Source organism: Streptomyces sp. NPDC093510 (assembly GCF_040683555.1).
Lineage (GTDB): Bacteria > Actinomycetota > Actinomycetes > Streptomycetales > Streptomycetaceae > Streptomyces.
The window spans coordinates 155885-179742 of the sequence record NZ_JBFBEE010000013.1 but is presented as its reverse complement, the minus strand read 5'-3'; the positions used below and the strand labels follow the sequence as shown (position 1 = coordinate 179742).

19 protein-coding genes and 1 pseudogene are annotated in these 23858 nt (G+C 70.6%); 11 read left to right on the top strand and 9 right to left on the bottom strand.

The genetic code is table 11. The features are described 5' to 3' along the window. Window positions 1-14: 14 nt before the first annotated feature. A pseudogene (locus AB0N81_RS22195) lies at window positions 15-128 on the top strand (NADP-dependent oxidoreductase); the annotation flags it as partial. Window positions 129-183: 55 nt separating this feature from the next. On the opposite strand, the gene AB0N81_RS22190 reads toward AB0N81_RS22195, so the two are convergent. After that, window positions 184-1320 (bottom strand): hypothetical protein, encoded by a 1137-nt coding sequence (locus AB0N81_RS22190; protein ID WP_365360854.1) that lies wholly within the window; start codon window positions 1318-1320, stop codon window positions 184-186. A 10-nt stretch (window positions 1321-1330) separates the two neighbouring features. Continuing rightward, window positions 1331-4045, bottom strand: coding sequence for a type II secretion system protein GspG (locus AB0N81_RS22185; RefSeq protein WP_365360852.1), 2715 nt, complete (start codon window positions 4043-4045; stop codon window positions 1331-1333). Window positions 4046-4511: 466 nt separating this feature from the next. On the opposite strand from AB0N81_RS22185, the gene AB0N81_RS22180 reads away from it, so the two are divergent. Then, a complete protein-coding gene (locus AB0N81_RS22180) occupies window positions 4512-5207 on the top strand; it encodes a L,D-transpeptidase (RefSeq protein ID WP_365361096.1) in 696 nt (231 codons plus the stop codon). A 58-nt stretch (window positions 5208-5265) separates the two neighbouring features. Here the strand turns inward: AB0N81_RS22180 and AB0N81_RS22175 are convergent, their stop codons facing one another. Then, a complete protein-coding gene (locus tag AB0N81_RS22175) occupies window positions 5266-5559 on the bottom strand; it encodes a DUF4389 domain-containing protein (protein ID WP_365360850.1) in 294 nt (97 codons plus the stop codon). 205 nt (window positions 5560-5764) lie between these two features. Between AB0N81_RS22175 and AB0N81_RS22170 the strand changes: the two genes are divergently transcribed. The 5 genes from AB0N81_RS22170 (at window position 5765) to AB0N81_RS22150 (ending at window position 10619) form a co-directional block, all read left to right on the top strand. Then, window positions 5765-5896 carry a hypothetical protein gene (locus tag AB0N81_RS22170; protein ID WP_365360848.1) on the top strand — a complete coding sequence of 44 codons (132 nt, stop codon included), beginning with the start codon at window positions 5765-5767 and terminating at the stop codon, window positions 5894-5896. Window positions 5897-6031: 135 nt separating this feature from the next. Next, entirely contained in the window at window positions 6032-6460 is a 429-nt protein-coding gene (gene panD, locus AB0N81_RS22165; RefSeq protein ID WP_365360846.1) for an aspartate 1-decarboxylase, read from the top strand. A gap of 47 nt (window positions 6461-6507) precedes the next feature. After that, entirely contained in the window at window positions 6508-7191 is a 684-nt protein-coding gene (locus AB0N81_RS22160; RefSeq protein WP_365360844.1) for an aspartate/glutamate racemase family protein, read from the top strand. A 994-nt stretch (window positions 7192-8185) separates the two neighbouring features. Then, on the top strand, window positions 8186-9166 hold the full coding sequence (locus tag AB0N81_RS22155) for an acetylxylan esterase (RefSeq protein WP_365360842.1): 981 nt from the start codon (window positions 8186-8188) through the stop codon (window positions 9164-9166). A gap of 121 nt (window positions 9167-9287) precedes the next feature. After that, complete coding sequence (locus AB0N81_RS22150; RefSeq protein WP_365360840.1) at window positions 9288-10619, top strand: transglycosylase family protein; 1332 nt, start codon at window positions 9288-9290, stop codon at window positions 10617-10619. Between the two features lie 52 nt (window positions 10620-10671). Here AB0N81_RS22150 and AB0N81_RS22145 read toward each other — a convergent pair whose 3' ends face one another. Then, window positions 10672-11724 (bottom strand): DMT family transporter, encoded by a 1053-nt coding sequence (locus AB0N81_RS22145; RefSeq protein WP_365360838.1) that lies wholly within the window; start codon window positions 11722-11724, stop codon window positions 10672-10674. A 247-nt stretch (window positions 11725-11971) separates the two neighbouring features. On the opposite strand from AB0N81_RS22145, the gene AB0N81_RS22140 reads away from it, so the two are divergent. From AB0N81_RS22140 to glgC, 3 genes are read left to right on the top strand one after another with little or no spacing between them, the layout of a single operon-like run. Beyond that, on the top strand, window positions 11972-12703 hold the full coding sequence (locus tag AB0N81_RS22140) for an IucA/IucC family C-terminal-domain containing protein (RefSeq protein WP_365360836.1): 732 nt from the start codon (window positions 11972-11974) through the stop codon (window positions 12701-12703). Between the two features lie 56 nt (window positions 12704-12759). Continuing rightward, the gene (glgA, locus tag AB0N81_RS22135) at window positions 12760-13926 is read left to right on the top strand and encodes a glycogen synthase (protein ID WP_365360834.1); all 1167 of its coding nucleotides are present in this window, start codon (window positions 12760-12762) and stop codon (window positions 13924-13926) included. Between the two features lie 20 nt (window positions 13927-13946). Next, window positions 13947-15167: a glucose-1-phosphate adenylyltransferase gene (gene glgC, locus AB0N81_RS22130; RefSeq protein WP_365360832.1), complete on the top strand. Its 1221-nt coding sequence runs from the start codon at window positions 13947-13949 to the stop codon at window positions 15165-15167. Window positions 15168-15176: 9 nt separating this feature from the next. Here glgC and AB0N81_RS22125 read toward each other — a convergent pair whose 3' ends face one another. From AB0N81_RS22125 to AB0N81_RS22105, 5 genes are all read right to left on the bottom strand, one after another. After that, window positions 15177-16172, bottom strand: a complete 996-nt coding sequence (locus tag AB0N81_RS22125; protein ID WP_365361094.1) for an ABC transporter permease — start codon at window positions 16170-16172, stop codon at window positions 15177-15179. 29 nt (window positions 16173-16201) lie between these two features. Further along, window positions 16202-17164, bottom strand: a complete 963-nt coding sequence (locus AB0N81_RS22120; RefSeq protein ID WP_365360830.1) for an ABC transporter permease — start codon at window positions 17162-17164, stop codon at window positions 16202-16204. Continuing rightward, a complete protein-coding gene (locus tag AB0N81_RS22115) occupies window positions 17161-18699 on the bottom strand; it encodes a sugar ABC transporter ATP-binding protein (protein ID WP_365360828.1) in 1539 nt (512 codons plus the stop codon). Before AB0N81_RS22115 ends, AB0N81_RS22120 begins: the two co-directional genes overlap by 4 nt. 1 nt (window position 18700) lies before the next feature. After that, window positions 18701-19804, bottom strand: a complete 1104-nt coding sequence (locus AB0N81_RS22110; protein WP_365360826.1) for an ABC transporter substrate-binding protein — start codon at window positions 19802-19804, stop codon at window positions 18701-18703. Window positions 19805-19948: 144 nt separating this feature from the next. Next, window positions 19949-20962 (bottom strand): LacI family DNA-binding transcriptional regulator, encoded by a 1014-nt coding sequence (locus AB0N81_RS22105; protein WP_365360824.1) that lies wholly within the window; start codon window positions 20960-20962, stop codon window positions 19949-19951. A gap of 171 nt (window positions 20963-21133) precedes the next feature. Here AB0N81_RS22105 and AB0N81_RS22100 point away from each other — a divergent pair, with 171 nt between their 5' ends. After that, window positions 21134-23764 carry a PA14 domain-containing protein gene (locus tag AB0N81_RS22100; protein ID WP_365360822.1) on the top strand — a complete coding sequence of 877 codons (2631 nt, stop codon included), beginning with the start codon at window positions 21134-21136 and terminating at the stop codon, window positions 23762-23764. Window positions 23765-23858 lie beyond the last annotated feature (94 nt).

Here is a 23858-nt window from a genome sequence, read left to right as displayed (position 1 = left end):
CCACGAGTGTGGTGGTGATCTCCATCGCCGATCTGGGCGCACCGGAGCACGGCGCCCGCTTCTCGGGTGTGACCGGCGACGTGCCGCGAGCTCTCGCCGAGGCGACCGGCCTCATCTCACGGGGACGGGCCGGTCACGCGCGCGGGCGCCGGGTCATCGTCGTGTCCTGACGGTCGAGCACCGTCAGTGGCTGCCGACGAGGCCCCGGCCGGGGCCGCCCGACAACAGCGGGCGCAGGGCGGCCTGCGCCCGCTCGAAGTAGCCGGGGACCTTCGTCGCGCTCTGGGCGTACCGGACGGCGTTCGCCAACTGCGCCGCCTCCGCCGCTCCCGCGGCCTCCGCGGCACCCGCGACCCCTGCGGTCTCCGCGGCCGCCGCCGCGAGCGGCACCGCCGTGGGCCAGGCCAGCACCACGAGCGTGACGAGCAGGGCCGCGCCGAGGCCGATGGCGAGCCACTTCTTCAGCTCCCTGCTGTCGGCGGTGTTGTCGTCCCAGTACTGCTGCATCGCCGGCAGCAGCACGAGCTGATGCTGGTTCTCCAGTTCGCGCAGGCGGCGGGCGACCCGTCTGAGCACCTCGATGGGGGCACCCTGCGGAAGGGGCGTGCTGTGGATCTCGTACAGCACCAGGCCGTCCTTCCCGATGCCGTCGGGACGGAACGTGGGCTTGTAGCAGATCCACTCGTACTTGACGTTCCCGGGCGCCCCCGTCGAGGGCTGGGTGGGCAGGAGCGGGTAGTAGAGCTCGTTCCAGTACGGCCGCCAGGTCGACCGGCGCACCTCGATCCGCGTCGGGGCGCCGATGCTCACCCGCCCGGCGCGCTGGAGGGTGAGCATCTCCTTGAGAGCCGGATCGATGACGAAGCGCTGCAGAGTGTCCGTCTTGTGCTGGAGGTCCTCGACCTTGGTCTTCTCGGCCTCACCGACCGTGGTCACTTCGACGAGTTCGAGGACCATGGTGGTCCCCTCGGCCCGAACACCGAGCATGTCCGAACGCAGCCGGCCACCGGGCTGATGCGTCTTGATGTCCCGCTTCAGGGCGTCGCGGCCGAACTCGTTGCGGTACTCCGCGAGCATCCATTTGGCGAGGATCTCCGTCGCGCCGCGAAACCGCTTGGTGTCCAGGTAGCTGAGCTGACTGATCACCTCGGAGTCCGGATAGCGCTGCCTGAAGTACTTGGTGAAGCACTCGACCATGTAGTACTCCGCGGTGAGCGACTCCAGGTGCAAGCGGAACCCGCTGCGATTTCCTTCGCTGTCCTGACCGACCTTGCGGGTCGGCAACGAGCAGTAGTGGTCCAGCAGTTGGATGTCCGCCATGACGCTCCCGCTACCCGTTCTCGGCGAAGTCGGAGCCGACCTCGATGTCGAGACCGCTGCACGGCGTGTACTCGAACCAGGTACCGACGAGGTTGCCCTCCGCGTCGGTCGAGATGTCCGATGCCTCTTCCGCCCCGCCCGCCGACGAGTCCGCGCCCTGGCTGGTGACGACGAACGGCGCGGTGCGCCCCGGGTTCTGATAGAGGTACGGCCTGCCCCAGGGGTCGGTGAGGACCAGGCTCGGGCGGGCGTCGAGCAGCACCCGCAGACCCTGCCGGGTGGTGGGGTAGTACTCCGGCTCGATCGGCGCGCCGCTCCACTTCGGGTCGACCCGCCGCTTCGCCTTCTCGGCGTACTCCTCCAGGGCCGCGACGATGGCCTCGATATCGCGCCACGCCCGCTGCTGGTTCACCGTGAGGAGCGGCCGGGCCCGGGCGGCGATGTCCGGGTTGGCGGGCGGAATGCCCGGGTAGTTGGTGCGCGCGTACGCCTGGATCTCCTCGGCGATGGACATGTACGGCGGGTCCTGAGGGTCCGACGATCCGTCGCCGTCGATGCGGCCGGTGGACATCAGCCGGGAGAAGGCGCGCTCGAATCCCGGCCGGACGGGCAGGACCACGCGTGCGGCGCCCGCCCGCAGGAACTCGCGGCGCAGCGGGTCGGGGTGCCACAGCAGCCGCTTGGTCTCGGCCAGTTTCTCCGACCCCCAGAAGTACGGGTAGAAGAAGTAGAGGACGTTCTCCCATTCCACGGCCTGGTGCAGGAACTTGACGAACTCGCCGAACTTCCGGATCTTCAGCCACACGTCGGTGTTGACGGGCAGGGTGGACGGATCGATGTCGTCGGTCCAGGTCGGTGTGGAGTTGGTGCCGAATTCAGCGAGCACCGAGTCGATGTCGTCGGGCGCCGTGTCGAAGTCGCTGCCGAAGAGCCACTGCAGGGACCGCTTCATCAGCTCCTCGCGCTCGGCGCGGCGCAGTGTGAGGGTGTCGTCGCGGTTCAGCTCCGCGAGGAGTTGTTCACGACGGTCCCGCATCCGCTGCTGGAGCGTGTAGTACTGCTGCTCGGCGGCCTCTCGCAGCTTCTGCCAGGTGGCGAGCTGCCAGGCCAGATACGCCTGGTCCGACAGTCGCAGGGTGGTGGCGAGCCGGAACCCGGCCCAGCTGATGTTGCGGTGGGTGTACTGGATGGAGAGGTGGCCTGTGCTGCCGTTCAGGTGCAGCAGCTGCGACTGGTAACGGCCCTTGAGCTCCTGGCCGACCGGGGTCGCCGTGACCTCCACGGCCTCGTCGCCGATCACGTCGAAGCGGGCCAGCTCGGCGGGCCGCCAGCCGTAGTAGTTGACCTCGAAGAGGATCGGCACGAGTTCATAGCCCTCCGGCAGGTCGATCTGCCAGGACTGGTACCGGGTGGTCACGGCCTCGTCCTCACCGATGATGGAGGGGAACTCGTAGGTGTAGTCGGGCGGGCTGAGGTACTCCTCCGGTGGTGCGGTCACCGACGCGCCGTAACGGGCGGCGAGCGTCATCCAGTTGGTCCGGTCGATCTGGTCGACGCCGAAGGCGAACTCGTAGGGGGTGGCGAGGGTCCTGTCGATCTCGGCGAGTTCCATGAGCTGGCGCCGCAGCGCGCCGCCCGGGTCGGGGACGACCAGGTCGTACGTCATGCGCAGGCCGTAGCGCATGAGGTCCACGCGCCACTTGCGCATGATCCGGTAGTAGTCGATGCGCATCGCGCGGGGGGAGTTGTTGGTGATCACGCGGGCGGCCTCGTCCTCCTCGCCGCGCCGGGTCTCGGTACGGAAGGAGACCTTGTGTTCCTTGCGTGAGCGGGATGAGGCCTTCGACGTGATCTCCGTGGCGTGCTTGTTGCTGGCCTGACGCGACTCGTGGTCCGAGGTGGACACGCCGTAGTTGAACGTGCTCGTGACCGAAACCGTGCCGTAGCTGCCGCTGGCTGTGACGCCGAAGTTGAGGTTGGTGTCGCGCTTGGACTCGTTGGCGGTGGACATGGCCACGTCCGTCTTCTCGGCCACGCCCTTCTCCGCGTAAGTCTCCAGTTCGTCCGTGACGATCCGGGACAGCTCCTCGCTCTGCGTCGACCATTCCTTGTGGCTCACGCGCACGGTCTCGCCCGGAGCCATCGGAATGGTCGAGACGAGCTCGCCGCGCTCCAGGCCCACCGGCTGCATCTCGATCCGCTCCAGGTGCAGCCAGCCGACCGGCTGGATGGCGGCCTCCTCGAGGAAACGGTCGACGAGCAGACCGACGTCGGTCGCGCGGGGCTGTCCGGTGTCCGGTCCCGCGCCGGCCGACTCCGTGCCGTCCGGCGTACGCAGGGCGGCGACTTCCCGGCCGAGGGCGGCCAGCGTCTCGGGAGCGACACCGGCGTACAGCCGGGCGGTGCTCGCGGCGGTGGCCGGGTCGCCACCGAGCAGGGAGGGCAGGATGGTCTCGAACGCTTCGGCCGGCTCGCCGCTCGGTCCTCGCCCCGGCCCTGACCCTTGCCCTCGCCCTCGCCCTCGCAGCCGTTCTGCCAGGGCCTCGGTCTCGGCAGGTGTCAGCGCCAGGGACCGCATGAAGTTCAGCTTCGCGAACACCGACATCGATGCTCCCCGCGAGGTGGTCGCACCGGGTTCGGCAGGCTCGGCCGGCATGGCCGACGGGACGGGTTGGGTGTAGGTCGCCTTGAGGATCGCCCGGGTGGAGTTGGTCAGTCCGGTCATGCCTGTTCGTCCCCCTCAAACTGCGACAGCGCCGCGATGTTCAGCGCACGACGAATCGCCTGGCTGGAGCGTCATGGGGTCCGCCGCCCGGCGGACCGCCGCGGGTGAACTGCCGCGACGGAAAGGCGGGAAAGCGGAGGAGAAGTGGGCGGAGAAGCGGGAGGAGAAGTGGTGGATGCGGCACGCTAGCAGCATCGGCCGGTTGTTTTCGTCACCCTGACGAGTGAACGCTTTCCGGCCGCGGGGGGGCGCCCGGGGGGGGCGAGGACGCGCGCCGGGTGTGCGGCTGTGCGGCTGTGCCTTTGTGCCGGTCAGCGCGCGCGGTGGCGGCCGATCCGGCGACAAGTCGTCCCTGTTACGCATCTGTGTCGATTCGCTCTGCAACGAACACTGCGTCCGCGCTGTCTAGGAGGTGGAGTCCGACCGCGGACATTTGACGAACGAGGGGCAGGCGGCAGTGACAGCAGTGGGGGACATACGCAGAAGGGGAGCCGTGGCTCTCGGGATCACCATGCTGGTGGCCCCGCTCACGGTGGCGCTCGGTACCGGCAGCGCCCAGGCCGCGTCGTGCTCGACGCAGACCGGGCCGTACCAGAAGCAGGTCGAGAAGTTCCTCGGCCGCCCGGTCGACGGCAAGCAGTCGGCGGCCGACTGCAAGGCGATCAAGGCCTTCCAGACCAAGCACAAGATCAGCCCGAACGCCGGGTACGCGGGGAGCGTCACCTGGGGCGTCATGAACCTCATGAACAAGCAGAAGGCGGTGGGCGACAACCCCAACAAGGCGGGCAAGTGCCCGACCGACAAGGGGCGCATCGCCTGTGTCGACCTGACGCTCCAGCTCAGCTGGATCCAGGACGGCAAGAACCTCAAGTACGGCCCGGTCCCGGTGCGCACCGGCCGCAACGGCCACGAGACCCGCACGGGCCTGACGAAGGTCTACTGGCGCGACATCGACCACGTGTCGAGCATTTACCACGTGCCGATGCCGTACAGCCAGTTCTTCGACGGCGGCCAGGCGTTCCACTCGGTCGGCGTCAGCGTCTGGTCCCCGCCGGGCTCCCACGGCTGCGTCAACATGACGAAGAAGGACGCCGTGAAGTACTGGAACACGCTGCGCAAGGGCGACGACGTCTTCGTCTACGGCCGCAAGCCGGGCACCTGATCCCCACGGTGGCAGGACGCGTCCGGTGCCGACCGTGTCGTCGGCACCGGACGCCGGGTCAGCCGGCTTGCAGACTGAAGGGCGGGTACTTGTCGGTGAGCAGACCGACGTAGGCCTGTACACGCAGGTTGTAGCGGTAGATCCCTACGACGAAGTCACGGATTCCCAGGGGGTATTCGCCGGTGATGAGGACGGCGAAGAAGCCCACGACCACGGCGACCGTCGCTGCGACGCTCAGCAGGAACAGCACCAGGTAGTGCGGGGCGGCGAGTACGCACCGGAGACGTCGTGGTTCTCGGTGTCCTCGGCCATCAGCGTGCGGCGGAGGCCTGAAACGGCCGGAGTTCTGCACGTCACCGAGCGTTCGGCCGACCCCCGAGCTTGCTGCTGCGCAACTACGGCTATGGCGCGAGGGATTACCGGACCGAACGCCACCTGCGGCTCCTGGCGCGCGCCACGAGTGACAGGCGCCTGGACATCGTCGGCTTCGCCGAGGACGGCGTATACCTGTCCCACCGGGGCAGCCCGGCGGAAGGTTCGACACCCCGCGACGAGTCGTGGCCGACCTCGGCCACGGGACGGGTTGGCGGGTGGAGAAGCACCCGCGCTTCCTGGCCGACATTACCGACGACGGCCAGGCCGACATCGTGGGCTTCGGCGACGAGGGCGTATGGGTGGCTCGCGCTTGATCGCCTGCATCGTTGCTGCGTTCCTGGTGAGAACCTGAGGAACGCCGCCCGCCGCACGAGGCTCGTTGTAAAGTAGGCAAATAGCCCTTGACCTGCAAAAACGCAGGCAGGGAGCCTACGTTCAGGAGTGTCTCGATGCTGCGCACCATGTTCAAGTCCAAGATTCATCGCGCCACGGTGACTCAGGCCGACCTGCACTACGTGGGGTCCGTCACCATCGACGCGGATCTGCTCGACGCGGCCGATCTGCTGCCCGGCGAGCTCGTGCACATCGTCGACGTCACCAACGGCGCCCGTCTGGAGACGTACACGATCGAGGGCGAGCGCGGCAGCGGTGTCATCGGCATCAACGGTGCCGCCGCCCACCTCGTCCACCCCGGCGATAAGGTGATCATCATCAGCTACGCCCAGGTCGAGGACGCCGAGGCGAGGGCGCTGCGGCCGCGGGTCGTACACGTCGACGAGGGCAACCGCGTGGTGGCCCTCGGGGACGATACGGCGGAGCCCGTGCCGGGCGCCCCGGACATGGTGCGGAACCCGTCGAGCCGTCGGGCCAGCGCCTGACCGGTCCTCTCCCGCCCCGGGCGACGGCCCCGTGGTGAGGAGAGGCGATGAACGGTTCCGGTATCCGTGACGATCGGGCCCGGAGGCCCGTGACGCTGGGGCTCCTGCACACGTCACCCGTTCACGTGCCCGTGTTCGACGCGCTGCGCGACGCCGAACACCCGGGGCTCGGGCTGCGCCATCACGTGGTGGAGGATCTGCTGGCGCGTGCGCGGCAGAAGGGGCCGGACGCGGTCGCCTCCGACGTGCGCGCCGCCCTCGTGCGGGCTGCCGGGGGCGGGGCCTCCGCCGTGCTGTGCACCTGCTCCACCATCGGCGGCGTCGCCGAGGCCGTGGGCGCCGGCGTGGGGGTCCCCGTGGTCCGGGTCGACCGGCCCATGGCGGCCGCGGCCGTCGCCGCGGGGCCCCGGGTCGTCGTGCTCGCCACGGTCGCCTCCACGGTGGGGCCGACCTCGGCGCTGGTCCAGGAAGAGGCCCGGCGCGCCGGGCGGGACGTGTCGGTGCGCGCCGAGGTGGTCGAGGGCGTGTGGGCGCGGTTCGAGGCGGGGGATGCGGACGGCTATGCGGAGGGCGTGGCCCGCGCGGTGCGCGAGGTGCGGGACGCCGACGCGATTGTGCTGGCGCAGGCCTCCATGGCAGGAGCGGAGGAGCTACTTCCCGGGGGCCGGGTGCCCGTCCTGTCCAGCCCTCGCCCGGGACTCGCCGCGGCAGCCGCGTTGGCCTCGCGGTAGCGGGGCGGAGGGCCCTGCTGCGTCCGTCGCGGGTGGGGCCCGGTCGTGGAGTGGCGCGGAGCCGGCTGTCGGCCGTGCTGCCCGCGCGGTGGCTGAGCAGGGCAGGGTGACGGTCGCTCCGTTTCGGGTCGGCTGACCCCAGTGGCGGTGGCGGTGGCAGTGGCGATGGCGGTGGTCGCGGGCCGACGGGTTCGGGGGTGGCGTTGCCCGACGGCCGTCGCGCCGGTCGGCGCCGGGGGCGGACCCGGATGGTGAGTCCGGAGGGGCGAGGGGGGGCGACCGGGCCCGTCGTGGCGCGGTGGACCCGGGTGGCGGTTGCCGCGGGCAGGGTGTGCGGAACCGTGGAAGGCTTGGGTGCGGGGGTGTCGGGTACGCGGGGAGGAGCCGCTGGCGTACCACTGGCTGGAGGAGAGCAATGAGTCAACCGTTCCCCGATCCCGCACCCAAGCCGGGGCCGGTCAGGCCGTTCCCGGACCCTGACCCCGTGCCGCCGACGGAGCCGGGGAGGCCCTTCCCGAACCCGGACCCCGTGCCGAGCCCCGAGCCCCGGCCCAGTCCGGAACCGCCGCCGTCCCCGATCCCCCAGCCGCCGGGCCCGGACCCGGCGCCTGAGCCGCAGCCGGGGCCGATGTCGTGAGTGCGGGGGGCGTGGGCCGTCGGTCGGCCTGCGCCCCCCCCGGCCCAGGCATCGGGCCTGCCCGGGGCCTCGCCCCACCCGCGCCCGAGCCGGGTCCTGGCCCCCGCCTCCGCAAGGTCGGCCCGCCTCCGCACGACCCACCCGCGCCCGAGCCAGAGCCCGGCCCCGCCCCCACAAGACCGCCCGCGCCCGAGCCAGGGCCCGGCCCCGCCTCCACCCGACCCGCCGGCCTCCGCTCCACCCGCGGCCCCCCCACCCAAGCGAACCCCGCCGGAAATACTCCCTGTCGAGTACAGATCGGCTGGCATAGCGTGACCCTTCCAGGCCATCGGCCCGTGATCTCAGGAGGAGTCGCCCGTGCCACAGTTCGATCTGCCCCTCGAAGAACTGCGCCGTTACCGACCTGACTTGCCCGAGCCCGACGACTTCGACGCCTTCTGGGAGAAGACGTTGCTGGAGGCGCGTGGGCATGAGCTGGACGCGCGGTTCGAGGTGGTGGAGTTGCCGTTGACCGGGGTGCGGGTCTTCGACGTGACGTACGCCGGGTTCGGGGGCCATCCCGTCAAGGGGTGGCTGGTTCTGCCCGCCCGGGCCGTGGAAGAGGGGCCGGTGCCCGCCGTTGTGGAGTACATCGGGTACGGGGGTGGCCGCGGGCTTCCCCACATGCACCTGCTCTGGGCCGCGGCCGGGTTCGCCCACTTCGTGATGGACACCCGCGGGCAGGGCAGCGCCGGGTGGGCGCAGGGGGACACCCCCGACCCGGTGGGGAGCGGACCCGCGTACCCCGGGTACATGACCCGCGGCATCGAGGACCCGCACGACTACTACTACCGGCGCCTGTACGTCGACGCGGTGCGGGCCGTCGAGGCGGCCCGCGCCCATCCGCTCGTGGACGCCTCCCGGGTCGCCGCGCTCGGGGTCAGCCAGGGCGGCGGCCTCGCCATCGCCGTTGGCGGGCTCGTGCCGGACCTGGCCGCCATCACACCCGACGTGCCCTTCCTCTGTGACTTCCCGCGCGCGACGACCCTCACGGACATGCCTCCGTACAGCGAGATCGCGTCCTATCTGAAGGCCCGCAGGGGCGGCCAGGAGCGTGTCTTCCAGACCCTGTCGTACTTCGACGGAGTGCACTTCGCCGCGCGAGGGCGGGCGCCCGCCCTCTTCTCCGCGGCCCTTCAGGACCAGACCTGCCCGCCGTCGACGGTCTTCGCCGCCTTTAACGCGTATGCGGGAAGCGAGCGTTCGATGGAGGTGTACCCCTTCAACGATCACGAGGGCGGCGGCCCCTACCAGCAAGGTGTGCAACTCAGGTGGCTTCAGCAGTACTTGAGGGGCTGACGGGTGCAACGCCCCCTCCACGCCGCGCTCTTGTCACGGATTGGTCAACCCGCTAACTTGCGGGCTTGTCGTGTGTCCGCTGTGCGCAATCCGTGATGACGTGTGTCCGAGGGGGCTCCCAATGGCCGTACGCGGCCGGCACCGCCGGTACCAGCCGAACCGCATCAACCGTGCGTCGCTGACCGTCACGGCGGGCGGCGCGGGCATGGCGCTCCCGCTGACCGTCGTGGGCACCGCGGGCGCGGCCGACGCCGACACCTGGAACAAGGTGGCGGCCTGCGAGTCCGGCAACAACTGGAGCATCAACACCGGCAACGGCTTCTACGGCGGCCTCCAGTTCAAGCAGTCCACCTGGGAGGCGTACGGCGGCACGGCCTACGCCACGCGCGCCGACCGTGCCACCAAGGACCAGCAGATAGCCGTAGCCGAGAAGGTCCTCGACGCGCAGGGGCCCGGCGCCTGGCCGGTGTGCTCGGCGAAGGCCGGGCTCACCCGGGGCGGCGGCACGCCGCCCGACGTCACCCCGGCCAAAGCCCCGTCCAAGGCCCCGTCCAAGGCTTCCTCCAAGGCTTCGGGCAAGCCGGAGCGGCCCGGACGCGACGTCAAGGACGTCAAGCCCGAGGTGACCCCGCAGTCCGCCGCGGGCAGCGCCGAGATGTACACCGTGATCCATGGCGACACCCTCTCGGGCATCGCCGAGGAACGCCGGGTCCGGGGCGGCTGGCAGCAGCTGTACGACGCCAACCGGCGCGTCATCGGCGGCGACCCCGACCTGATCACCCCCGGCCAGCGGCTCTCCGTCCACGGCCGGGGCGGCGGCGCCACCAAGGAGCGCGCCCAAGAGCGGGACAAGGACCGGGCGGCCGACCAGCGCACCCGGCAGAAGGCCGCAGAGAAGAAGCAGGCGGCGGAGAAGCAGGCGGCGGAGAAGCAGGCCGCGGAGAAGAAGGCTGCGGAGAAGAAGGCCGCCGAAAAGGCCGCCGCCGAGAAGCAGCGCGAGAAGCAGCGCGCCCCCCGCGCCGCCGCACCGCAGGCGGAGAGGGCCACGTCCGGCGCCTCGGCCCCCGTCGCCGCCTCGCCCAGCACCCCCTACCGGGCCGCGGGCAGCTCCTGGTCGAAGGGCTACCACACGGGCGTCGACTTCGCCGTGCCCACCGGGACGTCCGTGAAGGCCGTCGCGGCCGGCCGGGTCGTCTCCGCGGGCTGGGGCGGCAGCTACGGCTACCAGGTGGTCATCCGCCACACCGACGGGAAGTACAGCCAGTACGGGCACCTGTCGGCGCTTTCCGTGAAGGCGGGCCAGCAGGTCGGCGCCGGTCAGCGCATCGCCCGGTCAGGGTCCACCGGAAACAGCACGGGCCCGCATCTGCACTTCGAGGTGCGGACGGGGCCCGGTTTCGGTTCCGACATCGACCCGCTCGCCTACCTGCGGGCACGCGGCGTACGCATCTGAGCGTACATATCTGAGCATACGCATCTGAGCGTACGCATCTGAAGAAGAGCCGTCAGGACACCATCCGCTCGCGGCGCCTCGGCTGCCGCGGGCGGGTCCGCCGGTGGGCCACCGTCGGCTGCTGCGAGGGCACCGCGGGCAGCGCGTCGGCGGCGGGACACGGACCGGGGCCGCCGTCCGCCTCGTCGGACGCGTCGGAGGCGGACTCGGGTCGCGCCGCGGACGGGCAGCCCTGCGCCACAGGACGCCCCTCGGCGACGGTCACGGTCGCCTCCCGCGCGATCCGCTCGGTCGTGAGCAGGATCAGACCGCACGCGGCCACGACACCGCTGCCCAGCGCCAGAACGGTGCCCGTGGCGCCGTGACGGAAGGATTCTCCGAAGAGGCTCAGGCCGACCGCCGCCGCGACCACAGGGTTCACGACGGTCACCGTCGACAGCGGAGCCGCGAGCCCCGCGCCCCGGTACGAGGCCTGCGACAGCAGCAGACCGGCCGCCGCGAGCACCGCGATCGCCCCGAGCGTCGGGAGCTGCTCGATGAGCGCGACGTCGCGGTCCCAGTCCACCGCGACCGTCTTCGTGAACACCGAGGCGATACCGAACGCCGCGCCCGCCCCACAGGCGAGGAGAACGCTGCGCACCACCGGGTGCCGGTGCACGGCGTGCGCCGCCACCATCAGCGCGACCACACCGCCGCCCGTGACCAGACCGAGCGTGACGCGCTCCGCGTCGGCCAGCGTCTGCGAGTCGGACGACGAAGTGAGCGACAGGAGCCCGGCGAGCCCCACCGTCGCCATGAGCGCGCCCCGCCAGGCGGTGGCCCCGGCCCGGCGGCGTACGAGAACGGCCGCCATCGGCAGGGCGAAGACGATGGTCAGCGCGCCCAGCGGCTGGACCAGGCTGAGCGGGCCGTAGGCGAGCGCCACCACGTGCAGCAGCGCGCCAAGGCCGTTCAGGGCGATCGCGGTCCACCAGGCGCCCCGGCGCAGCGGGGCGTACCGCTGGTCCGGCGTCGTCGCGGCCACGCGCTCCTGAAGGATCGCCCCGCCGGCGTACGCCACGGCTGAGACGAGGGACAGCACCACGGCAAGCGCCAGAGCACTCATGATGTGCTCCGCGGGGTGCGGTGCGTCCGGCGATCCCGGTCGGGCGAACGGTCTGCTTCCATACTGACAACGATGACGCGGGAATCCCTTTAAGTCGTCGTACCTGAGCAGGCAATTGGTCCTACTGCCGATGGAGTACTACGTTTCCCATGTCCTCCCCAGGAGGGGTTACCGCATGGGCGCGCAGAGTGACTCCCAGAGGCACCCCAGGGTCGGACGGCGCCGCGGGACTTGCTGTACTTCTGTCGTGACCACCCTCATTGACCTGGCAGAACTCGGCTCCGTCGGCGGATTCTTCGCCCTGCGCGTGAGCCCGGCGCACCACCCCGGCGTCCGTCCGCTCACGGAGGTGTACGCACCACCGGAATCCGGTGATCCGATCGGTTTTCGCGTCACCAAGGTCGCGGGCCGGCTCGGCGCCCCGGAGGACCGCATCGCGGTGTCCGTGGCCCAGCTGGGGCTCGCGGCCCGGCTCTGGTCCGTGGCGCTCGGCTCCGCCGCGCTGTACGGCCGGGTGCCCGACCTCGACGCCCGGCTGCTCGGCTGGGACGCCGACGGCACCTCGCCCGACGACCTGTGGCTGACCGGCGTACGACCGCTGCCGGGCGACGCCGCGACCGTACGGGACGTCGTGCAGTACGGCCATCTCGCGCCGCTGGCCGACGCGTTGCGCGCCCGGTACCGGATCTCCGCCGCACTGCTGTGGGGCAACGCGGGGTCCGCGCTGGCGGGCGCGGCGCGCGAACTGCACGGCTGGGCGGAGCGTTCGGGGCGCGAGGACGTCGGGGAACGGGCCCTCGGCCTGGCCGCCGAGCTCTTCGACCACCCCGACCTGCGTGGCACCGGCACTCTGCGGGGCACGGCGTTCCGGCGCCGCAGCTGCTGCCTCTACTACCGGTGCCCGAGCGGCGGGCTGTGCGGCGACTGCTGCTTCGACCGCCCGCCGCAGCGGTCTTCCCCCGGCGCCGCGTCTGGGTGACCATGAGGTGGCGCGGCCGGCATCGGACGGACTCGGACGGAATTGGAGGGTGCTACGTGAAGGTGGGGCTGCTCACCCGGGAGTATCCACCGGACGTCTACGGCGGAGCCGGCGTCCATGTCGAGTTCCTCGCACGGGAGTTGCGCTCCCTCACGGACCTCGACGTGCACTGCTGGGGGGAGGGCGCGGCCGACGGCCTCGTGCGACACCACGCGTGGCCCGCGCTCGACGGGGCCAACGACGCGCTGCGCACCTTCTCCGTGGACCTGTCCATGGCGGCGGCGCTCGCCGACCGCGAGCTCATCCACTCCCACACCTGGTACGCGAGCCTCGCGGGTCACCTCGGCAAGCTGCTGCACGGCATCCCGCACGTGATGACCTCGCACTCCCTGGAGCCGCTGCGCCCCTGGAAGGCCGAACAGCTCGGCGGCGGATACGCACTGTCCGGCTGGGCCGAGCGCACCGCCGCCGAGGCCGCCGACGCCGTCATCGCGGTGTCCGGCGCGATGCGCGAGGACATCCTCGCCTGCTACCCGGACGTCGACCCGGCGAAGGTCCACGTCGTGCACAACGGCATCGACACCGACCTGTACAGGCCCGACCCCGGCACCGACGTCCCGGAACGGCTCGGCATCGACCTCGGGCGGCCGTACGTCCTGTTCGTCGGGCGCATCACCCGCCAGAAGGGCGTCCCTCATCTGCTGCGCGCGGCACGGAAGTTGGACCCCGAGGTCCAGCTCGTCCTGTGCGCCGGAGCCCCGGACACACCCGAGATCGACTTCGAGTTCCGCACGCTTTTCGAGGAGTTGAGCACATCCCGGGCGGGAGTCCAGTGGATTCCCGAGATGCTGCCGCGACAGGAGATCGTCCAACTCCTGACGCATGCGGCGGTGTTCGTCTGTCCTTCCGTCTACGAGCCGCTGGGCATCGTCAACCTGGAGGCGATGGCGTGCGGGACGGCCGTCGTCGCCTCACGGGTCGGCGGTATCCCGGAAGTCGTGCGGGACGGCGGAACGGGGGTACTCGTCCCGTACGACGAGGACGACCCGGAAGGTTTCGAACGCGACCTCGGGCTGCTCCTGGACAGACTGGCCACCGATCCGAAGAGGGCCGGGGCGATGGGCGCGGCCGGGCGCGACCGCGCCCTCGGTGAATTCGGCTGGGACGCGGTCGCACGGCGCACGGTCGAGGTGTACGAGGAGATCCTGCACGCCGACAGATAGCCGACAAGTAGGGGGCTGGGATGCGCGGTGGACCTTCGGTGCTCGGAATCGTGCTCGCCGGCGGGGAGGGAAAGCGGCTGATGCCGCTCACCGCCGACCGCGCCAAACCGGCTGTCACGTTCGGCGGCACCTACCGCCTCGTCGACTTCGTGCTCTCCAACCTCGTCAACGCCGACATCCTGCGCATCTGCGTCCTGACGCAGTACAAGTCGCACTCACTCGACCGGCACGTGACGACGACCTGGCGCATGTCCAGCCTGCTCGGCAACTACGTCACGCCCGTGCCCGCCCAGCAACGCCTCGGCCCGCGCTGGTACCTGGGCAGCGCCGACGCCATCCTGCAGTCCCTCAACCTCGTCCACGACGAACAGCCCGACTACATCGCCGTGTTCGGCGCCGACCACGTCTACCGCATGGATCCGCGGCAGATGCTCGCGCAGCACATCGAGAACGGTGCCGCGGTGACCGTCGCGGGGATCAGGGTGCCGCGCGCCGAGGCACCGTCGTTCGGCATCATCACACCCGCGCGCGACGGCACGAAGGTGGAGAGCTTCCTGGAGAAGCCCACCGACCCGCCGGGCCTGCCCGGCGCTCCGAACCAGGTCTACGCCTCCATGGGCAACTACCTGTTCACCACCAAGACGCTCGTCGACGCCCTCCAGCAGGACGCCGAGAACGAGGATTCGGCGCACGACATGGGCGGCTCCATCCTGCCGTTGCTCACCGAGCGCGGCATGGCCCAGGTGTACGACTTCGACGGCAACCACGTCCCCGGCGAGACCCCGCGCGACCACGGCTACTGGCGCGACGTCGGCAGCCTCGACTCGTACTACGAAGCCCACATGGACCTGATCTCCGACCACCCCGTCTTCAACCTGGACAACCGGCTCTGGCCCATCTACACCCACTCCGACGGCCTGCCGCCCGCCAAGTTCTGCGCGGGCGGCATCGCGGGCGAGTCGATCGTCAGCCCCGGCTGCGTCATCCGCGGCCAGGTCACCCGCTCCGTCCTCTCGCCCGGCGTGACCATCGAGGAGGGCGCGGTCGTCCAGGGCTCCGTGCTGCACGACAACGTACGGATCGGGCGGGGCGCGGTGGTCCGCGGCGCCGTCCTCGACAAGAACGTCGACGTACCGCCCGGAGCGACGATCGGGGTCAATCCGGACCGCGACGAGGAGCTGTACACGGTGTCGAAGGGCGGGGTGATCGCGCTCGGAAAAGGGCAGGTGGTGCCGGAGTGAGGGCCCCGCTCACAGCACCCGGCGCCTGCGTCCCAGCCACGTCTGCGCGATCACCACGACCGCCAGGAAGGCGCCGCTGACCACCTGTTGGTAGGCGGAGTCGAGCGAACCGATCTGGTTGATGACGTTCTGGATGACCTTCAGGAGCAGCACGCCCACCAACGACCCGCTGATGAAGCCGAACCCGCCGGTGAGCAGCGTGCCGCCGATGACGACCGCGGAGATCGCCTCCAGCTCCATGCCGGAACCGAGAATCGTCACCCCGGACACCAGCCAGGCCGCGTTGAGGGCCCCGGCGAGCCCCGCGCAGAGCCCGGAGACCGTGTAGACGGCGATCTTCGTACGGGCCACGGGGGCGCCCATCAGCGCCGCCGCGTCCTCGTTCCCGCCGACCGCGTACACGTACTGACCGAACCGGGTGCGGCGCAGCACGACCGCGCCCGCCACGAACAGCGCGACCGTGATCCACACCGGGGCGCCGACGCCGAGCACCTTGCCCTGCCCGAGCGTCGCGAAGAAGGAGTCCTTGTCGACGAGGTACGTCTTCGACCCCTCGTCCGTGACCGACAGGAGGATGCCGCGGGCCGCCAGCATCGCCGCGAGCGTCACGATGAACGGCGCGAGCCGTGCGCGGGCGATCAGCAGACCGTTGACCAGGCCGATGAGTCCGCAGACCGCGAGCGGCAGGAGCAGCGCCACGGCTGTACCGTACCGGGACCCCCAAGCGGCGAGGACGCCGCCGAGGGCGAACAGCGAGCCGACCGACAGATCGATGCCGCCGGTGACGATGACGAACGTCATGCCGAGCGCGACCACCGCGAGGAACGCGGAGGACACCGCCATGTTCTCCAGGTTGTCGCCGGTCAGGAAGGTGTCGAAGCTCAGCGACGCGACGAGCACCGCCACGACCAGCGTGACCAGCGCGCCGTGCTGCTGGACCAGCGCGCTCAGCCGTTCGGAGCGGGAAGGACCCAGGGCCTGCTCCTCCTGGACGACCTGGCCCATGGGCCCCGTCGGACTCTTTGTGTCGATGGTCATCGCTTGCCCCTCTCGCGTGCCGCGCAGACCGCCAGGACGATCACCACGGCCTGGGCGATCTGCGTCCACGACGGCGGCAGGTCGTGCTTGATGAGCGTGGCCGTGAGCAACTGGATGAGGACGGCGCCCGCCACGGTGCCGCCGATCCGAATGCGGCCGCCGCTGAGCGGAGTGCCGCCGACGACCACCGCGGTGATCGCGGAGAGCTCCATCAGAGTGCCGAGCGACGTCGGATCGCTCGCGGAAAGGCGGGCGGTCGCGAGGACCCCGGCGAGCGCGGCGAGGGCGCCGCAGACCATGTACACGACGATGAGTACGCGGCGCACCGGCAGGCCCGCGAGGAGGGCGGCGGGGCGGCTGTCGCCGATGGCCAGGAGCTGCCGGCCGAACGTGGTGCGCCGCACGACGAAGGCGACGAGCAGCGCGAGGGCCGCCGCGATCAGGACCAGGTACGGGATGCCGAACACGTCACCGGAGCCGAGCGACGCCATCGTCGGGTCGCGTACGTCCTTGAGCTGGGGGAGGAGGACCAGGGCGAGGCCCCGGCCGGCGACCATCAGGGCGAGCGTCGCCACGATGGGCTGGACCCCGAGGAACGCGACGAGTGATCCGTTGGCCGCGCCGACCGCCATCCCGCCGAGCAGCGCCACGGCCAGGGCGATCCACATGCCGTATCCGAGGTAGAGCGAGACGAGGGAGGTGGAGAGCGCCATGACCGAGCCGACGGACAGGTCGACGCCCTCACTGCCGATGGCCAGCGCCATGCCGAGCGCCACGACGAGGACGGGGGCGACCTGCACGGCCTGGGTGCGGAAGTTCTCGCCGGACACGAAGTGCGGGGTGAAGAGGATGTTGACGAGGAGGAGAACGGCGACGCCCAGGTAGACGCCGTAGCTCTGGAGGAGACGCAGGAGACGGTCGCGGTCGGTGACCGTGCGGCCGAGGGCGAGATCGGTCATGGGGAGCTCCGTGGGTGCGGGACCTGCGCGCCGGGGGACGGGCCGGCAGCCATCGCGCGCAGGAGGTTCTCCTCCGTCACCGCGGTGCCGGTGAGCTCCGCCACGGCCGCGCCGTCCTTGAGGACGATCACTCGGTCCGAGCCCTCGATGAGTTCCTCCATGTCCGAGGAGATGAGGAGGACGCCGAGGCCGTCGGCCGCCAACTCGTCGACGAGGGACTGGACTTCCGCTTTCGCGCCGATGTCGATGCCGCGCGTGGGCTCGTCGAGCAGCAGCACCTTGGGGTGCATCGCCAGCCAGCGGGCGAGCAGCACCTTCTGCTGGTTGCCGCCGGAGAGTTCGCCCACCTTCTGGAGCGGGCTCGACGCCTTGATGCGGAGGCGTTCGATGAAGGTGTCCACGATCGCGTCGATGCCGCGTTCGTCCACCAGGCCGAGGCGGGAGAGGCGGGGGAGCGCGGCCAGTGCGATGTTGTCGCGGACCGAGAGGCCGGGGACGATGCCCTCCGCCTTGCGATCCTCAGGGAGGAGGCTGATGCCCGCGCGGATGGCGGCGGGCGTGGAGCCCGTGCGGATGCGGGTGCCGCCGATCGCGACGCTCCCGGAGTCGGTCGGCAGGGCCCCGGCGATGGCCTTCGCCGTCTCGCTGCGGCCCGAGCCGAGCAGCCCGCCGAGGCCCACCACCTCCCCGGGCCGGATGGCGACCGACACCCCGTGGAGCCGGTGCCGCGCGGTCAACTCCTCTGCCACCAGGACGGGTTCGGTCGTCGTCTCGTGCGCCCCCGTGAACCGGGTGAGCCCCTCTTCCTGTACGTGTCGGATCTCGCGGCCCAGCATCAGCGCGACCAGCCGCAGCCTGTCGAGGTCGGCGAGGGCGCCCGTGTGCACGACCTTGCCGTCGCGCAGCACGGTGACGGCGTCGCACACCTCGTACAGCTCGTCCAGGCGGTGGCTCACGTAGATCACCGCGATGCCGCGCTCGCGCAGCATGCGGATCACCCCGAACAGGGTCCGCACCTCGCGGGGTTCGAGGGAGGACGTCGGCTCGTCCATCACGACGACGCGCGCGTCGACCGAGACGGCGCGGGCCAGCGCCACCATCTGCTGCGCGCCGAGGCCGAGTTCGCGCAGCGGGCGACGGACGTCGACGCGGACGCCGAGCCCGCGCAGTGCCTCGTCGGCCTCGCGGCGCATCCGCGCGAAGTCGATCAGGCCGAGCCGTCCGCGGGGTTCGCGGCCGAGGAAGAGGTTGCGGGCCACGCTCATCAGGGGGACGAGGTTGACCTCCTGGTAGATGGTGGAGATGCCCGCGTGCTGCGCTTCGAGAGGGCTGGCGAACCGGACCGGGCGGCCGTCGTACGTCACGTCGCCCGCGTCCGGCTCGTACACCCCCGTCAGGACCTTGATGAGGGTGGACTTGCCCGCGCCGTTCTCGCCGATCAGCGCGTGGACCTCGCCGGCGCGTGCGGTGAAGTCGACCGCGTCCAGGGCGCGCACGCCCGGGAACGTCTTGGTCAGACCGGCCACTGACAGCACGTCAGTACGCCTTGCGCAGGTCGGACTTGGCGTTGTCCTTCGTGTACGCGTTGTCCTTGATGACGATGTCCTGGGAGACCTTCCCGCCCTTGGTGAACGCGTCCAGCGTCTTGAAGGCGAGCGGGCCGAAGCGGGGGTTGGACTCGATGACGCCGTCGATCCAGCCGTCCACGATGCCCCGCACGGCGCCCTTCGTGCCGTCGATCGTCACGATCTTCACGTCGCCGGCCTTCTTGCCCGCGCCCTTGAGCGCGTTCACGGCGCCGAGGCCCATCTCGTCGTTCTCCGCGTAGATCCCGGTGATGTCGGGCTTGGACTGGATCAGCTGCTCGGTGACCTGCTGGCCTTTCTCCCGCGCGAACTCGCCGGTCTGCTTGAAGACGATCTCGAGATCCGGGGCCTTCTCCTTGATCCTGTCCTCGAACCCCTTGGTGCGCTCGGTGGTGACGTTGTTGCCGGCGGCGCCCAGGAGGATCGCGATCTTGCCCTTGCCGCCGGTCGTCTCGATCATCCGGTCCGCCGCGCGCCTGCCCTGCGCGACGAAGTCGGAGCCGATGAAGCTCACGTAGTCCTTGCAGGCGGTCGCGTTGATCTTGCGGTCGACGGTGACGATCGGGATGTGCTTGGCGCCCGCGGCGCGCAGCACCGGCTCCCAGCCGTCGGAGTTGAGCGGCGCGATGACGAGCAGGTCGGCGCCCTTGGCGATGAGGTCCTGGACGTCGCTGATCTGCTTGGAGAACTGCGACTGGGCGTTGGCGGTGAGGAGCTTCACGCCGCGCTTCTCGGCCTCGGCCTTGATGGAGGCCGTCTCCGCGATGCGGAAGGGGTTGGCCTCCTTCTCCGACTGGGAGAAGCCCACGGTGGCCGTCTTCAGATCGAGCTTCTTCCCACCGTAGGCGTCGATCGCGCAGGTCTTGCCGCCATCCCCGTCCGACGACGAGACCTCCTGCCCGGCGTCGCCCTGGTTCTGCGACGCGGCGCTGTCGCCACCGGAATCGTCGTCCTCGGACTTCGCGCAGCCGGCGGCGAACACGAGGCTCGCGGCGAGACCGGCGGCGGCGAGGGTCCTTGCTGAGGTACGGCTGAGGAGTGTGGTCGGCTTCATTGGAGTCCCCAAACGGCACGGCCCCGGCACTGAGAGCGCTCACGGGAAAGACGGCACTTGCGGTCAACTCGGCGGTACGGGGAGCTTTTTACATCGTTGAAAGAGGGCTGTAAACCCTCCGCGCAGCGGCCCGGGTTTCCCGGGTCAGCGCCGACCCAGGGTGCTCTCCCGTTCCACCAGCCGGAAATCGGCGGTGAGTTCACGTCCGCCGGGCCGTTCCGGATGCGCCAGGCTGCCGAGCAGCGACTCGACCGCGAGGCGCGCGATGGCCTGCTTGTCCGGCGCCACCGTGGTGAGCGTGACCGCCCCGAACTGCCCCTCCGCTATGTCGTCGAAGCCCACCACCGCCACGTCCCAGGGCACGCGCAGCCCCCGCTCGTGCAGGACCCGCATCGCACCGATCGCCACCAGGTCGTTGTACGCGAACACCGCGTCGGGCCGCACCCCCGCGTCCAGCATCCGCGCCATGGCCTTCGCCCCGTCCCACCGGTCCCAGCCGCCGACCGGACCCACCAGACTCTCCGGGGCGGGGATGCCGGCCGCCGTCAGCTCCTCGCGCCAGCCCTGAAGGCGCAGGTGGGCGGGGCGGTTCGCGGAGTCCGTCCGGGCGCCCAGGTAGGCGATGGTGGTGCGGCCGCGCCCGATGAGATGCCGTACCGCGGTGCGGCTGGCGGCGATGTTGTCGATCGCGATGTGGTCGTAGCTCAGGTCGTACTGGCGCTCGCCGAGCAGTACCAGCGGCACGTCGTCCTCGCGGGCGCGCAGGTCCTCCGCCTCCAGCTCCAGCGGGCTGAGGATGAGACCGTCGATGACCCGGGCCCGGAAGCCCTGGCTGACCAGGACCTCCTGCTCGCGGTCGCCGCGGGTGTGGTCGAGGAGCACCGTGAAGTCGTGCTCCGCCGCCGCGTCGATGACGGCGCCCGCGAGCTCGGCGAAGTACGGATTGCCCAGTTCGGGGACGGCGAGCGCGATGATTCCGGTGCGCCCCTTGCGCAGGTGACGTGCCGTCAAGTTCGGCCGGTAGCCCAGTTCGTCGATGGCTTCCTGTACGCGGGCCCGCATCGCCGGGGTGACGTGCTGATACTTGTTCACCACGTTCGAGACGGTCTTGATCGAGACGCCCGCGCGCTCCGCGACGTCCTTGAGGCTTACCCGCACTGGATCTCCCTGCGTCGGTGAACGCCCCGGCCTCCGGGGCGTTTGTCATGACCCTGGACAGCGCGCCGTAGCGCGTGCTGTCATGCCAACGGTCGTTCCTTCCAACGTTGTACAGACTCGTTGTACCGACTGCAGCGACAAGCCGCCACCCTTCCTCACCAAGGAGGATCCGTGCGCCTCAGACGACATCCCGGACGCCCCGCACACCTCGGCCGGCACCTCGCCCTGCTGCTCGCAGGGGCCCTCGGCGTCGCCGGACTCACCTCGGTCCCCGCCGCCACCGCCGCCGACGAACCCGTCGAGATCCAGGGACTCAAGGGCGAGTACTTCACCCAGTCCGCCCCCGGAGCCTTCGACTTCGACGAGCTCAAGGCCACCGGACTCGACCCGAACATCGACTTCGGCAACCTCGAACCCCGCCTCAAGGCCACCACCGGACAGGCCGACGACGTCAGCGTCCGCTGGACCGGCCGGATCGTGCCCGAGAAGACCGGCGCCACCACCTTCTCCATGATCGGCGACAACGGCTTCCGCCTCTGGGTGGACGGCAGGATCGTCATCGACCACTGGCAGGACGACTGGGACAAGGAACAGACCTCCGCCCCCGTCGAGTTGACGGCGGGCAAGGCCCACGACATCAAGGTCGAGTACTTCGAGCACTACGGCGGCTCCAACCTGCGCCTGAAGTGGACCCCGCCGGGCGGCGAGAAGAAGCCGGTCCCGCGGTCCGCCCTCCGCATCCCCGAGGACTTCGACTACGACGGCGCCATCGCCGCCACCGTCCTCCGCGACGGCCGCAGCCTCAAACTCGACTTCGCCCAGAAGCTCACCGCCCCGCCGGCGGGACTCGCCGACCACCTCGACGCCGTCATCGGCGGCGCCAAGTGGCCCCTCGGCACAGTCAAGGCCGACCCCACCGACGACCGCAGCCTCCTCGTCGGCCTGAAGGAACCCGTCGTCGGCAAGAAGGGCGGCAACGCCCCCGGCCTCGCCGACATCCGCTACGACGGCAAGGGCGGTCTGAACGGCACGGACGGGGACGCCGTCGGCCAGTTCTGGAGCAGCGGGCCCAACCACTCCGAGTACCAGCTGCGCACCGAGTGGGCCGACGACGTCACGCCCGGCAACGCGCACCGCGAGTACCCACGACCGCAGCTGAAGCGCGACAACTGGCAGAACCTCAACGGCTCCTGGCAGTTCGCCGCCGCCGACGCGGGCGAGAAGCCCCCGGTCGGCAAGAAGCTCAAGGAGAAGATCCTCGTCCCCTACCCGGTCGAGTCCCAGCTCTCCGGCATCGAACGGCACGAGGACAGGATGTGGTACCGCCGCACCTTCACCGTCCCCAAGAACTGGGACATCGGCGAAGGCAAGCGACTCAACCTCAACTTCGGCGCCGTCGACTGGCAGTCCGAGGTGTACGTCAACGGCCGCAAGGTCACCGAACACAAGGGCGGCTACGACAAGTTCAGCGCCGACATCACCGACGCGCTGAAGCCGGGCCGCACCCAGGAACTGATCGTCGGCGTGTACGACCCGACCGACGCCGACGACGGCGCGAATCCACCCGTCGGCAAGCAGCGCCTGGACCCCAGCGGCATCTGGTACACCCCGTCCTCCGGCATCTGGCAGACCGTGTGGATGGAGCCGGTGGCCACCGACCACGCGGACTCCCTCAAGATCACGCCGAACGTGCAGGACGAGCAGGTCACCGTCGAGGCACGGGGCGTGCGCGACGGAGTACCGGTCAGGGCCACCGCGTACGAACGCGGCAAGAAGGTCGCGGAGGTCAGCGGACGCACCGGGAAGCCGCTCCGCCTCGAGATCACCGACCCCCGCCTGTGGTCGCCGGACGACCCGTTCCTCTACGACCTCAAGGTGCGGGTCGGCGCGGACCGCGTCACCGGCTACTTCGGCATGCGGTCCATCGCCGTCGAGAAGGTGAACGGCACCCCGCGCACCATCCTCAACGGCAAGCCCGTCTTCCTGATGGCCACGCTCGACCAGGGCTTCTGGCCGGACGGCCTGCACACCGCGCCGAGCGACGAGGCGCTCGCGTACGACCTCAAGATGCACAAGGAGATGGGCTTCAACTCCGTCCGCAAGCACATCAAGGTCGAGCCCGACCGCTGGTTCTACTGGGCCGACAAACTGGGACTCCTCGTCTGGCAGGACATGCCGTCGATGGACGCGGGCCGCACCCCCGACACGGCAGCCCGCGCCCAGTACGAGCGCGAGATGAAGCAGATGATCGACGAGCACGCGAGCAGCCCCTCGATCATCATGTGGGTGACCTTCAACGAGGGCTGGGGCCAGTACGACGTGGGCCGCATCGCGCGGCAGGCGAAGACCTGGGACCCGACCCGCCTGGTCAACAACCAGTCGGGCCTCAACCTCGGGACCGACGGAGGCGCCGGCGACATCATGGACGAGCACGGCTACCCGAGCCCGGCGCTCCCACCACGGCCCGACGGCGAACGCGCCCTGGTGAGCGGGGAGTACGGGGGCCTCGGACTCGCGGTGCCCGGCCACGCCTGGGCCGTCCAGCAGAGCTACGTCGACGTCGACCCGGCGACGTACACGGACGACTACATCGCCAAGCTCGACGAGGTGCGCGCGCTCGCCTGCAAGGGCAACAACGGCGCCGTCTACACCCAGATCACGGATGTGGAGGGCGAGCTGAACGGTCTCCTCACCTACGACCGCAAGGTCGTCAAGCCCGACGTGAAGCGAGTGAAGGCGGCGCACGAAGCACTGATCCGTGACGCGTCACAGGCCACGGTGCCGGGCTGCGGCGGCTCCTGACCCCCGAGGTCTCCGGTCCCTCGCCCCGTGCGGCGGACCGGGGACCTCCCACGGGTGTCCCTCGTGTGGGGGATGGCGGCTCGCCGAACAGGTC